Here is a 13,370-nt window from a genome sequence, read left to right as displayed (position 1 = left end):
CGGTAGTGATTTCTGCCTACACCGATGGCAGCAATGACTCCTTTAAGCTGAAAAAACTGGATGTTTCCGTCACCGAAACCAGTTTTGGGGAATATCAAAATGTGGCGACAGTACAGGCGGGTACAGTCAGCGACAGTGACATCAGTGGCTATGTGAATCCTACTGTAAATACCGCTTCCACACCAGACCATATCCTGATTGAAGCTGAGGATATGCACCTAAATGATTACGAAACTGAGCATGAGAACTTCGCTTCTGGTGGCGAATTGATTAAACTCTCCGATCATAGTGGTTATGCCAGTACCACCTTTGATGGTGAAACCGGAACCTATGATGTGATTGTCGGTTATTACGACGAAAACGATGGTCAAGCTAATGCCAAAGTGAAAATTGGTGGCGACGTGCTAGACTATTGGACATTTGACCAAGACTTAGCCTCTCATGTTGCTTCGCCTGACAACTTTGTCACCCGCCAGGTAGGGAATGATGTTCACATCGAAAACGGTGACACCATCAAGTTATTCGGGTGGGAAGATGGCAATGAGTATGCCCGATTTGACTATATCAAGTTGGTCAATACAGATGCAGCGACTAACACAGCCGCAGCTGATGAAATTACCGGCACATCTGGTGTTGATGAATTGATGGGTACGGATGCTGATGAGACACTTGTGGGTTACGGTAGCTGGGATCTTTTAACCGGAGGTGGCGGTGCTGACAAATTTGTCTTCACCAGTCTCAACGATCGCCGTGATCAGATTACTGACTTTGAAGTCGGTTCTGATGTCATAGATATGAGTCAAGTTCTTGATGAAATTGGCTATGTCGGCAATGATCCGATCAGCGATGGTTATGTACAACTTGGCTCTAATTCCTACGGTGCAGTTGTCAGCGTTGATCAAGATGGTTTGGGTGATACTTATGATCCAGTAGCTCTGGTTGAAATGGCAAATGTTAATGTCAATAGCTTGTCTGCTAGTCAGTTCATTTTCTAATTCTTAGGGGATAGGGAATGCTTCCCCGTCTCACCTAACCCAAACATCAAGAGGGATATTGAGTAGAGACGCGCCATGGCGCGTCTCTACAATGGTGCCGAACGTCCTAATCGATGTGTCTATTGCTATAACTGAACAGTTAACATTTCTTAGTACAGTTGTGACGATTCGACTATTTTTTAGTAAAATTAAAAGTATAGATTTCACCGCAACGTTGAAAACAATCTAAATTCACTAAATATGGATGGGTTGCTCTGCTTAACTGAATTTGAACAACATCAGTTATTCCAAAAATGGACTAACACACAAACGGACTATCCTCAATCCTCTACTCTTCATGACTTGTTTCAACGCCAAGCTGTAAATACCCCTGATGCCATTGCGATCGCGTACAAGAATCAGCAGCTTACCTATCGGGAACTTGAGCAAAAATCTAATCAATTTGCCCAGTATTTACAAAGTCTTGGTGTAACCACAGAAACCTTAGTTGGCTTTTATTTAGAGCGTTCTCCGGAATTAATTATTACAATCTTAGCCATTCTCAAAGCAGGTGGCGCTTATTTACCCTTAGATACGTCTACCCCACCCCAGCGGTTAAACACAATTTTAGCGGATGCCCAAGCCCCTATTTTAATTACACAAAAAAATAAATTAACCGCTCTGCCAGAACTACCGAAATCCCTTCATCTCCTGTGTCTAGACGATTGTCTCAATTCAACAACATCTTCTGTTCCTATTCCGCCAGCCGATAACGTTAATAGCAACAACTTAGCTTATGTGATGTACACCTCCGGTTCCACGGGTAAACCCAAGGGCGTTTGTATACCCCATCGCGGAGTGGTTCGGCTAGTAAAAAATACCAATTACGCTCACTTTGGTGCCGATGAAGTTATATTACAACTAGCTTCTATCGCCTTTGATGCGGCAACCTTTGAAATTTGGGGGGCTTTACTCAATGGCGGCAAACTGGTTTTAATGCCCGCCCAAATACCGTCATTATCAGAAATTGCCACCGCCATCAAACAACACAACATTACCACCTTATGGTTAACCGCTGGCTTATTTCATTTAATGGTTGAGGAACAGATAGAAGCCCTTAAACCCTTGCAGCAACTCTTAGCCGGGGGTGATGTTTTATCGATTCCCCATGTCAAAAAAGTTTTAACCGAGTTACCCGATTGTCAATTAATTAATGGGTACGGACCCACCGAAAACACCACCTTTACCTGTTGTCATCAAATTACACTTGAGGACACCACAAAACCATCTATTCCTATCGGGCGTCCCATTGCCAATACCCAAGTCTATATTCTCAATCCTGATTTACAACAGGTTCCCATTGGTCATCCAGGAGAATTATACATTGGCGGCGATGGATTAGCCCGGGGTTATCTGAATCAACCGGATTTAACCCAAGAACGGTTTATTGCCAATCCCTTTAGTCAAGAATCGAATTCTCGTCTGTATAAAACAGGAGACAAGGTGCGTTGGCGAGAAGATGGCGTAATTGAGTTTTTAGGACGACTTGATTTTCAAGTTAAAATTCGCGGATTTCGCGTTGAATTGGCAGAAATTGAGACAGTTTTACAGAACTATCCAAATGTACAAAATGTCGTAGTTTTAGCCAGGGAAGATACACTTGGGGATAAACGTTTAGTCGCATATCTTGTTCCTGAAAATCATCATCTGGAATTAAACCCGGATCACATCAAATCTTTTCTGCTGAAAAAACTGCCCGGTTATATGATTCCGTCAGCCTTTATTGTTTTAGATCGAATCCCCTTAAATATTAATGGAAAAGTAGATCGACGAGCCTTACCGAAACCTGATCAGACTTTAGGGTCAAATCGTCAATTAGTCAAGCCTCGTAACCCAGCAGAACATCGGATTGCGGCAATCTGGCAAGAAATTTTAGGCGTTGAAGTGGGGGTTAATCAAACCTTTACTGATTTAGGCGGGAATTCTTTACAAGCTACTCGCATTTTGTCTCGGGTTCGAGATGCATTTGGAGTGGCTCTTCCGGTATCAGCGATGCTCCAAGATGGTGACTCATCGGCGGCAACTATTGCCAGTTTAGCCGAATATGTGACCCATCGCACTCTCCAGGATAATGTGAGCGAAATTAATCCGATAAAAGCGATTCCTCATCGGAATGATTTACCCTTAACGGTTTACCAAGAAAGAATCTGGTTATTGGCACAACGCGCCGAACAACATCCCATATATAACTTACCCATGGTGTTTCGTCTTCAGGGGACTCTGAATATTACACTATTGGAAAAAGCAATTAACCAGGTAATTAAACGCCATGAATCTCTACGCACTATTTTTTCGGTAGTGAATGGATTACCCAGACAACACATTCTCCCTGAACTCACAATTAAAATCTCTGTTATCGATGTGAACACAAATCAGTTGAGTCAAGCCGAGGAAGAACAACATATTCAAACGTTAATTAATCAAGAAGCCAGCCACTGTTTTGATTTGCAAGCTGATCCGCTAATTCGGGTTAAATTGTTCCAAGTCCGAACCGATGATTCGATTTTAATAATGACTTGCCATCACATTATTAGTGATGGTTGGTCACTCAGCGTATTACTTAATGAAATTTCGCTCTTCTATACGAATTCAATCCAAGAACGTCAATTGTACTTGCCAGATTTGACAGTAAACTATGGTGATTTTACCCTATTTCATCAACAACAACAGCAAGACACGGAAACCTCACTCCTCAACTATTGGACGAATCAACTGACGGGTGCTTTACCCCTATTAAACTTACCTACGGATTATCCTCGTCCTGCTATACAAACTTTTCAGGGAACGATTCAATACTTTCACATTAATCAAGACGTCAAGAATCAAATTGAGGCGTTCAGTCAAGGGCAGGGTGCTACCCTATTTATGGTGCTAGTCGCTGTGTTCCAAATTTTGCTTCATTGTTATAGTCATGAAGACGATATTGTGATTGGTTCTCCGATTGCTAGCCGAAACCATAGCAGCTTAGAAAATTTAATTGGTTGCTTTGCCAATATTATTCCGTTAAGAACTCAAATCAAAAATAATCTGTCTTTCCTGGAATTTCTGGCACAGGTCAAAAAGGTATCATTAGAGGGTTATACCTATCTGGATTTTCCGGCGGAGAAGGTGTTATCGAACTTTAAATATAAACGAAACCTCAGTTATTATCCCTGGTTTCAGGTGGTTTTCATCCTGCTCAATGTTCCTCAGCATAATTTTGAATTGCCGGGACTGAAAATTACTGATAAAAAGTTCAATAAAGGAGCGGCGATTTGTGATTTAGTCTTTTTAGTTGAGCCAAAAACCCAAGGATTGCAATGCTCGATTGAATATAATACGGCTCTGTATAACGATGAGACAATTACTCGTTTGATTGGACATTTTCAACAATTACTCCAGGACATTCTTACCCATCCCGAACAACAGATTAAACAGTTGCCTCTGTTAACGGAAGCTGAAGCAAGTCAACTATCCCCAAAACGGCATCCAACTGTTGACGAAGCGTTATCTGTACCCGATACTGCTGGTACCAAGAATCAGTTTGTTGAACCGCGCAATGAAATCGAAGGGCAACTCCAAAAGATTTGGGAAACTGTTTTTAATCTTAAACCTATTAGTATTCGTGATAACTTCTTTGAATTAGGCGGGCATTCTTTACTCGGACTACGACTGTTCAGTAAAATTCAACAACAAATAGGTCAAGATCTTCCGGTAACGACGGTATTTCAAGCTCCAACGATTGAAGAATTAGCCAATATATTACAGGCTAAAACAGAAATCATTCCTGAATCCTCGGTTATTACAATTAACCCCAAAGGAAATAAACCCCCTTTGTTTTTTATTAATTCGATAAACTATGCTTGGAAACTTAGTTCACATTTATCCAAAGAACAACCCATTTATTGTGTTAATATTTTTGAAATTATCGACTATTTAACTGAAAATTTTTCCCAATTCACGCTTAAGGATATTGCTCAGAAGTTTATCGAAGACATTCGCCAAGTTCAACCTCAAGGTCCTTATTCTTTTGTAGCGTATTGTAATGATTCTTATTTAGCCTTTGAAATTGCTCAACAACTTTATGGTCAAGGTGAAACCGTTAATTTTTTAGGGTTAATTGATGCTATATGGGGGATTGATAAAGTTGGGTTTGATTTTTATTATCAGAATTTACGCGAATTAGGGTTAAGTTATTTGTTTAATAAAATAAAATATCAACGAAAATTATTATATTTAATTGAGAGGATACGATTTAATATCAAAAAAGCCATGGGTAAATTATATTCACGTTTAGAAAAGCCCATACCGCGTAAGCTTCAAGCGAATAAGGTTCTGGAACAGTTTAGACAAGCGACGAATAATTACATACCCCAAACTTATCCAGGTAAAATTAATCTTTTTATATCGAGTGAGTTGAGAATATTGAGTCATGAAATGTTCAGCAATTTAGCCATGGCAGGTTTAGACGTGCAAGAGATTCCCGGATATCACAATAGTTTTTTGCAGTCACCTCAAATTGAACGACTTGCCCAAAAATTGCAAACCTATTTAACCTGAATGGTACTGACTGGTATGTTGGTGGGCAATGCCCACCCTACGGTATATCAAGGGAACCGAAAATCAGGTAATCGTTTGTTACTGGTATGTTGGTGGGCAATGCCCACCCTACGGTATATCAAGGGAACCGAAAATCAGGTAATCGCTTGTTGGCTGTGCTTGTCAAACAGGTGAAACTGAGACCGATCAAACGCCACACTAATTGATTGTCCCACAGTCATGCGCGATCGCGGATCGACTCTGGCGATAAATTCGTGATTGCTTGGCGTTGTCAGATAGACAATGATTTCATTCCCCATCATTTCCGTAACGGATACTGTCGCTTTGATAGAAGCTGGACGAATATCTGGGGGAATATAGTCAGGATCATGGATATTTTCCGGGCGAATGCCAAAGATAACCTCTTCTCCTGAATAATGTTGATAAAATAGGGCTTTGTCTGGAGGTATATGGAGTTCAAATGAATCTGTTTTTAAGTACAGATTATCCTCTTTACTAATTAGTTTAGCCTCAAAAAAATTCATCGCTGGGGAGCCAATAAAACCCGCGACAAAGACATTATTCGGATAATTGTACAGCTTTTGGGGGGTATCAATTTGCTGCAAGACGCCATGATTCATCACCGCAATCCGGCTTCCCATGGTCATCGCTTCCACTTGGTCATGGGTGACATAAATAAACGTAGTGCCTAATTCGTTATGCAATTTATTAATTTCTGCTCGCGCCTGTACCCGTAATTTCGCATCTAAATTGGATAACGGTTCATCCATTAAAAAGACAGCCGGATTACGAACAATAGCGCGACCCACCGCAACTCGCTGGCGCTGTCCTCCGGAGAGTTCTTTGGGTTTACGGTACAGTAAATGGTCAATTCCTAATTGCTTGGCGGCACTTTCAACATGGGTTTTAATTTCGCCTTTCCGCTTCCCTTGCAACTCTAAGCTAAATGCCATATTTTCATAGACAGACATATGAGGATACAGGGCGTAAGATTGGAAAACCATGGCAATATCCCGGTCTTTGGGCGGAATCTCATTGACTCGCTGATCGCCAATATAAATACTGCCTTGGGTGATATCCTCAAGTCCCGCCAGCATCCGCAGGGAGGTGGTTTTTCCGCAGCCAGAGGGACCGACAAATACAAGAAATTCACCATCGTCAATGGTCAGATTTAAATCATTGACCGCGATAAAATCAGCAAATTTTTTACTGACGTCTTCAAAAACAACATTAGCCATTTGAGAATCTGAATTGGTAATTTAGCTGTAGAGACCCCAATTGTATGATATTATAAGCCATAAACCAACCGCCATAACTGTTAGGACACATCATTAAATAAATGAATCTATCGATTGACAGCAATGATTAAGTCGTTATAAAAACTGACAAATGACAAATGACAAATGACAAATGACATTACCCCTTAACTGAACCTGCCAAAATCCCCCGCACAAAATACCGTTGTAGGGCAAAAAATACAATCAGGGGTACAATCATCGTGATAAACGCCCCGGCTGTGAGTAAATGCCAAGCTTCACCGCGAGAACCCACCAACGTAGTTAAACGCATGGTTAAGGGGGCGACATCCGGTGTTCCGCCCAGATAGACTAAGGCGACTAATAAATCATTCCATACCCATAAAAATTGAAACACGGCAAAAGATGCGATCGCGGGCAGGGAAAGGGGTACAATTAAGCGTGTAAATGTGGTCAAATGCGACGCCCCATCCACCGCCGCCGCTTCGATTAAATCCTTGGGTAGGGAACCGATATAATTCCGGAGTAAATAAATCCCCAACGGCATCCCATACCCCGTATGGGCTAACCACACACCCAAAAACGAACCCGATAATCCCAACTGATTATAGGAGCGCAATACCGGAATTAGCGTCATCTGTAAGGGAACAACCAGCAACGCCACGACTAAAATAAATAACACCTGACGCCCTGGAAACTGCATCCAAGAAAATGCATAAGCTGCAAAGGTGGCGATAGCAATGGGAATAACTGTCGCGGGAATAGTAATGGTAAAGCTATTTAGAAATGCTTGTCCCATTCCTTCCGCTGTCAAAACATCGATATAATTCCCTAACTGATATTGGGTGAAATCAAAGGGATGTTGAAACACCATCCACCAGCCACTTTCTAACAAATCATCCTTGGGGCGTAGGGAACTGATCAATAAGCCAACGGTGGGTAAAGTCCAAATTAAGGAAATGACGATGATACTCAGGTGAACCGGAAGGCTATTAAAGGCATTTTGCAACTGATGAGACAGATGTTTGACAGAATTCGGTTTACGGCGACGTTTAGATTTCATCGACTTGCCTCTTGCTGACGGAAGCGGCGGATATTCACAACCATGATTGGTACAATTGCCAGTAATAAGATAACCGCGATCGCACTCCCCCTGCCATAGTCGCGATAGTTAAACATTTCCTTAATCATCCGCGAGGCAATCACTTCTGTACCCTGATTCCCCGCCGTCATCACAAAGACAATATCAAACACCTTAAGTACCATAATCACCACCGTCGTTGTCACCACCGCTAAGGTAGAACGAATCATCGGGATGGTAATCCGCCAGAAAATTTTCACCTCACTCGCCCCATCCATGCGGGCGGCTTCAATAATATCTTTGGGAATCCCTTTAACGGCGGCGGAAAGCAACACCAGACAGAAACCGGTTTGCAACCAAATCATAATCGCAATCAGGGCAAAATTGTTAATCGAGCGTTCCACTAACCATCCCACGGGTTCAAATCCCAGGCTGGTGATGATACCATTGAGTAAACCAATTTGCTCTGATCCGGCTGGGCGAAAGGCATAAACAAACCGCCAAATCACACTTGCGCCGACAAAAGAAATTGCCATGGGTAGAAATATTAAGGATTTGGCGAGAGGTTCATAGCGTACCTTATCCATGAGTACCGCCAGAATCAAGCCAAATCCAACACTAAACCCCGTCACCAGAACCAGCCACAACAGGTTATTGCGAAACGCCACCAGCATCGCCTCACTGGTAAACGCAAACTGATAATTCTCCAAGCCGACAAAATTTTGCGATCGCCGATCCAGAAAACTGATGTAAATTGTATTCAGCGTCGGTAGAATTAAGTACGCCGTCAGCACCAGCAGGGCGGGGGCGAGATAAATCCAAGGCAGAATTCGCGATCGCCATTTATGAGGTAAGGTGTTGGCTAAGTAATTCATGGCATAAAATACGCCAAGTACACCGCCACAGCCAATAATTACGGCAATAATTACACTGATAATTTTACTGAAAACTGACATAAGAATTTACTCTAACTGGAGGAAACCGATATCAATCCATCCTGTTACCATCCTCTATGATAATCGTTCTATCCTATCTGTCTGTGCTAAGTAGGGTGGGCATTGCCCACCAGCCTTAAGGAGCGTGACATTCACCCTAGTTTGCACGCTCGATGGTTAAAAAGTCGTCATGCACTAGCTGTACTAAAGCGGGAAGTGTCAATTCTGCTGGTTTAAGTCTTGTAAAATAATTGTATCCTCGCTATCCTCTAAGCATTAAACCGATGACTCACACCAAATCCGTTCGTCCTCGTCGTCAAGGCAGAATATTTCCGGAATATACTATACCCCCAGAGGAGTTAGCCAGACGGGAAGCTCAAAAAAATGCCCGTTGTCAAAAAGCGCGTCGTGTTTTTGATCACGTTGCGCCGACACTCATCGATAACCATTACAACTGGTTTATGATTATTGAACCAAACAGTGAAGATTATTTTATTGATCCAGATGAAGACGTAGCCATGAAAAAAGCACGTCAAAAGTATCCGAGGGGTTGGGTTGTCATTTTCCGTCTCAATGAAACAGGAACCTGTGGAAAAATATGATTTCCGGTAAGTTTGGTGAGATTGGTGAGCTAATCTTTGAAATTGATTTAATTGCGGCTGATACCGAACGATACCCCATCGATGTGTTATTAGATACAGGGTTTACAACGGGTTATTTGGCACTCGATATCCAAGATGCTGAAAGTTTAGGATGGTCTATTCTTCAAAGTAATCGCACGATGCGGATGGCGCGGGGCGAGGAGTATTTTGATGTATATGAGGGCAGGGTTTTCCTGGATGAAAGGGAATATATTATTCCCGTGTTAGCTGGATCAGGTATATCCGAACCTCTACTCGGTTTACAGTGGTTGAAGATGCTACCATTGGCGGTGAATTTTGCAGCCGGAGTGTTGACGCTGGGGTAAATGGCGAAAGAAGCGCCTGTGAGAGTTTGTCGGGGCGGGCGCGAGTCTTTCACAAAACCCGCCCTTACCCAAAAGTTGTGCTTTCCAAAAAGCAAACCCACAAAACACGCGATCGCAACATTGGAAGGAGCACGTCAGTCATGGGTGTCAACTTAAGGTGAAAACCAATGCTGGTAAGCATTTCACCCTCATCCCCTAACCCCTTCTCCCATCAAGGGAGAAGGGGAACCGCCCTCACCCCCATCCCCTCTCCCGTGCAAAAAAAGCTCCCGCATCCTCTGTCCTCCCCCCTTGCAAAAAAAGCTCCCGCATCCTTAGTCCTCCCCCCTTGCAAAAAAAGCTCCCGCATCCTTAGTCCTCCCCCCTTGCCAAAAAAGCTCCCGCATCCTTAGTCCTCCCCCCTCTTGTAGGGGGGAATGAGGGGGGTAGGGGGGAATGAGGGGGGTAGGGGGGAACGAGGGGGGTTGGGAGAGGGGCTGGGGGAGAGGGGGTTGAGTTTAAGTTGACACCAATGACGGAGCGTGCGCCCCTACGGGGCTTTCATGGCGAAATTCCTGAATCGAGACTTTTCTCGGCAGTTTTTTTATGGATAATATGTAATCCTAAAAAAGGACAACTAATTCAAAAATTATATATCCAGAGATTAACTCATGGCGCAGATAAGTTTATCGAACCTGTCTCCCCATCATAAAGCTTGGGAAAAGCATCGAGCCAATGCTGATATTATCTCGGGTTTTTACAGGCAAGGTCAAGGTAGCTTTAAGCGCTATGCCCATCGGATGCGTGATTGTGCCAAATTCCTGGAGTTTTGCCTAGTCCCAGAGTCAACGGAGGAGCTCGAATTTAAACTATCTTACGCCAGATTTTGTCGAGTGCGTCACTGTCCGATTTGTCAGTGGCGGCGGAGTCTGATGTGGAAAGCTAGGGCGTATAAGGTGATTCCTCAAGTTGTCGCCGATTATCCTAAATCCCGTTGGCTGTTTATCACGTTGACGGTTCAGAATTGTCCTTTGGAGGAATTGCGAACCACGTTAAATTGGATGAATCGAGGATTTAAGCGGTTGACGGAGTTAAAAGCTTGGTCCCCTAAGGGATGGGTTAAATCGGTGGAAGTGACAAAAGGTAAGGATGGAGAATCAGCACATCCCCATTTCCATGTATAGCAGAGTAACAAGGGAGACAAGAAGAAAGAATGCCAATGCAGGCATACAGGGAACTGTGAGACATGAGTTATAGCGCTACGCATTGAGGTTAGGACAATAAAATTAGGTAAAAAGGCAACAGGCAACAGGCAACAGGCAACAGATAAATGTCCTAACGTATCCTCGTAGTGCTATATGTAGAAAACCTAACCCTCCAGCAATAGAACCAGAAGGTTAGGAATTAGACTATTCGTCCCGATTGTCCAAGCGATTGTCCAATAATTCGTCAAGAAATCCTGAATTCTCAAGGAAAGAATAGGCTTGCCAACCGACCACTGGAATTGCAATAAGGAAATAAATTGCTTGAAGTACGAGAACTACTCGCTTTGCTCGGTCAATCCATTTATTCATGGGAAACGTCCTAAACTAAATATTGATGCGCTTCACCTGGTTGGTGAAGCGGAGAAACCTTCACTCGCCATGCGGCGATAGCCGCTTGAACAGCTTCCCTTGAAAACATGAAATAAAAGAGATATAAAAAGCGATTGAGGCAAGGAGTATAGTAATTAAAAATCGATAAAAATTGAGTAATAAAAGCTCAAAGGGTGGATCAGCGCGATCGCACCCTCAAAGCCGTACCCATAAAACCTATAAAGCGACTGACTTAGAGTAATTCCAATATCCTAGGGAAGAATACCCAATAAGCCAAAATCCCTCACAAATTGCCATCAAATTTAACCGTAAATTCCCCTGAATCAACGCCAACTGATGTTTCCGCCAATGCAGAAAAAAGCGATAATAATTAATACCAAATCCGGGTTAGCCACCCCCGTTATAACCCAGTCCGCGCAGGCGGACTTTGTTTGTGTAGCAGCGATTTCAATCGCCGCCTCTGGCATTCCCTAGGATATGCCGGGGGAATCTGACAAACCCATTAAGATAGAGAAACATGGCACAACTGCAAAGCAAGCGAGTAACGAATGACCTCAACTCTGCTCAAAACTCCACCTCTAAATGCCCCAACCCTTGAGACATTACCGAATGGTCTAACCATTGTGGCAGAGCAGATGCCTGTCGATGCGGTTAACCTGAATGTCTGGATGAATGTGGGTTCCGCCGTTGAACCTGACCCGATTAACGGTATGGCACATTTTCTCGAACACATGGTTTTTAAGGGAACACCACGCTTGAACAGTGGCGAGTTTGAGCGGCTGATTGAAGAATGTGGTGCGGTGACGAATGCAGCAACCAGTCACGATTACACGCATTATTACATCACCACCGCCCCCAAAGATTTTGCCCAACTCGCACCTTTACAACTGGATGTGGTGTTAAATGCCCTGATTCCTGATGACGCCTTTGAACGGGAACGGCTAGTGGTGTTAGAAGAAATTCGGCGTTCGGAAGATAGTCCCCGTCGCCGCACCTTTCGGCGGGCGTTAGAAACCAGCTTTGATTACCTCCCCTACCGTCGCCCCGTACTTGGACCCACGTCTGTGATTGAAACCTTAACCTCTCAGCAGATGCGGGACTTTCATAACACCTGGTATCAGCCCAAAACGATGACAGCCGTCGCGGTGGGCAATTTACCGGTGGAGGAGTTGATTGACACAGTGGTGCAGGGATTTGCCAAAGCTGAGGTTAAGGGTGACTCTGACTATACTTCGCGACTCACGTATAAGCCAGAAGCGCCGTTTACGGACATTGTGCGCCAAGAGTATGTAGATTCGACATTACAGCAAGCGCGATTGGTCATGGTTTGGCGAGTACCGGGATTAAAACAGTTGGAGAGTACTTATGCGTTAGACGTTTTAGCCGCTATCTTAGGACAGGGGCGGATGTCGCGGTTGGTGCGAGATTTGCGCGAAGACCGTAAACTGGTGACTCATATTGGGGTGAGTAATATGACTCAACAGCTACAGGGGATATTTTATATTTCCGCCCAGCTTCCGACAGAGAACTTAGACATTGTGGAAGCGGCGATTGGGGAACATATTCGTCAGCTACAAACCGAATGTGTCGCAGCGGCGGACATTGCCCGAATTCGTACCCAGGTGGCGAATCGCTTTACCTTTAGTAACGAGAAACCGAGCGATCGCACCAGTCTATATGGGTATTATCACTCCCAATTAGGTGATTTAACCCCAGCCCTAAATTATCCGGCTCGCATTCAAGCCGTCAATGCTCACGAAATTCAACAGGCTGCCCAGGATTATCTGGCAACGAATGCGTATGGGATTGTGACCATGAAACCAGCGTAAATAGACGGGAAGAGTTGACGCTCCCGTCGCTAAAAGCGAGGGATTCTTGAGCTAATCACTGCCCTTTTGGGTTACCCCTACTAAGGTCTTACACGATTATGTCTGAACCGAGCTTACTAGAATATCACTTGTTATCTAGTACCCACTGGTGGTTC

General features: G+C 43.7%; 9 protein-coding genes. 6 read left to right on the top strand and 3 right to left on the bottom strand.

What is annotated here, in order from left to right:
* Both RIG27_RS24275 and RIG27_RS24270 read left to right on the top strand, forming a co-directional pair.
* The coding region (locus RIG27_RS24275) for a type I secretion C-terminal target domain-containing protein (protein ID WP_446349449.1) at positions 1 to 995 on the top strand (995 nt) is incomplete at its 5' end.
* A gap of 240 nt (positions 996 to 1,235) precedes the next feature.
* Entirely contained in the window at positions 1,236 to 5,573 is a 4,338-nt protein-coding gene (locus RIG27_RS24270; RefSeq protein ID WP_446349447.1) for an amino acid adenylation domain-containing protein, read from the top strand.
* A 134-nt stretch (positions 5,574 to 5,707) separates the two neighbouring features.
* On the opposite strand, the gene RIG27_RS24265 is transcribed toward RIG27_RS24270, so the two are convergent.
* From RIG27_RS24265 to RIG27_RS24255, 3 genes are all read right to left on the bottom strand, one after another.
* The gene (locus RIG27_RS24265) at positions 5,708 to 6,811 is read right to left on the bottom strand and encodes an ABC transporter ATP-binding protein (protein ID WP_446349445.1); all 1,104 of its coding nucleotides are present in this window, start codon (positions 6,809 to 6,811) and stop codon (positions 5,708 to 5,710) included.
* A gap of 178 nt (positions 6,812 to 6,989) precedes the next feature.
* Positions 6,990 to 7,892 (bottom strand): carbohydrate ABC transporter permease, encoded by a 903-nt coding sequence (locus RIG27_RS24260; RefSeq protein WP_446349443.1) that lies wholly within the window; start codon positions 7,890 to 7,892, stop codon positions 6,990 to 6,992.
* Positions 7,889 to 8,866 carry a carbohydrate ABC transporter permease gene (locus RIG27_RS24255; RefSeq protein ID WP_446349441.1) on the bottom strand — a complete coding sequence of 326 codons (978 nt, stop codon included), beginning with the start codon at positions 8,864 to 8,866 and terminating at the stop codon, positions 7,889 to 7,891. Before RIG27_RS24255 ends, RIG27_RS24260 begins: the two co-directional genes overlap by 4 nt.
* Positions 8,867 to 9,129: 263 nt before the next feature.
* Here RIG27_RS24255 and RIG27_RS24250 point away from each other — a divergent pair, with 263 nt between their 5' ends.
* The 4 genes from RIG27_RS24250 (at position 9,130) to RIG27_RS24235 (ending at position 13,215) form a co-directional block, all read left to right on the top strand.
* Positions 9,130 to 9,447, top strand: a complete 318-nt coding sequence (locus RIG27_RS24250; protein WP_446349439.1) for a hypothetical protein — start codon at positions 9,130 to 9,132, stop codon at positions 9,445 to 9,447.
* Complete coding sequence (locus RIG27_RS24245; protein WP_446349437.1) at positions 9,444 to 9,812, top strand: aspartyl protease; 369 nt, start codon at positions 9,444 to 9,446, stop codon at positions 9,810 to 9,812. Before RIG27_RS24250 ends, RIG27_RS24245 begins: the two co-directional genes overlap by 4 nt.
* A 650-nt stretch (positions 9,813 to 10,462) precedes the next feature.
* The gene (locus tag RIG27_RS24240; RefSeq protein ID WP_446349435.1) at positions 10,463 to 10,975 is read left to right on the top strand and encodes a protein rep; all 513 of its coding nucleotides are present in this window, start codon (positions 10,463 to 10,465) and stop codon (positions 10,973 to 10,975) included.
* A gap of 959 nt (positions 10,976 to 11,934) precedes the next feature.
* On the top strand, positions 11,935 to 13,215 hold the full coding sequence (locus RIG27_RS24235) for a M16 family metallopeptidase (RefSeq protein ID WP_446349433.1): 1,281 nt from the start codon (positions 11,935 to 11,937) through the stop codon (positions 13,213 to 13,215).
* Positions 13,216 to 13,370 lie beyond the last annotated feature (155 nt).

Source organism: Coleofasciculus sp. F4-SAH-05, from assembly GCF_040222985.1.
Classification (GTDB): domain Bacteria; phylum Cyanobacteriota; class Cyanobacteriia; order Cyanobacteriales; family Coleofasciculaceae; genus Coleofasciculus; species Coleofasciculus chthonoplastes.
This window is presented reverse-complemented; position numbering and strand designations above follow the sequence as displayed.

Excerpts from the sequence above, each read along its gene's own strand:
- RIG27_RS24265 (WP_446349445.1), bottom strand. The coding sequence starts at position 6,811 with ATGGCTAATGTTGTTTTTGAAGACGTCAGTAAAAAATTTGCTGATTTT.
- RIG27_RS24270 (WP_446349447.1), top strand. The coding sequence starts at position 1,236 with ATGGATGGGTTGCTCTGCTTAACTGAATTTGAACAACATCAGTTATTC.
- RIG27_RS24240 (WP_446349435.1), top strand. The coding sequence starts at position 10,463 with ATGGCGCAGATAAGTTTATCGAACCTGTCTCCCCATCATAAAGCTTGG.
- RIG27_RS24260 (WP_446349443.1), bottom strand. The coding sequence starts at position 7,892 with ATGAAATCTAAACGTCGCCGTAAACCGAATTCTGTCAAACATCTGTCT.
- RIG27_RS24255 (WP_446349441.1), bottom strand. The coding sequence starts at position 8,866 with ATGTCAGTTTTCAGTAAAATTATCAGTGTAATTATTGCCGTAATTATT.
- RIG27_RS24250 (WP_446349439.1), top strand. The coding sequence starts at position 9,130 with ATGACTCACACCAAATCCGTTCGTCCTCGTCGTCAAGGCAGAATATTT.
- RIG27_RS24245 (WP_446349437.1), top strand. The coding sequence starts at position 9,444 with ATGATTTCCGGTAAGTTTGGTGAGATTGGTGAGCTAATCTTTGAAATT.
- RIG27_RS24235 (WP_446349433.1), top strand. The coding sequence starts at position 11,935 with ATGACCTCAACTCTGCTCAAAACTCCACCTCTAAATGCCCCAACCCTT.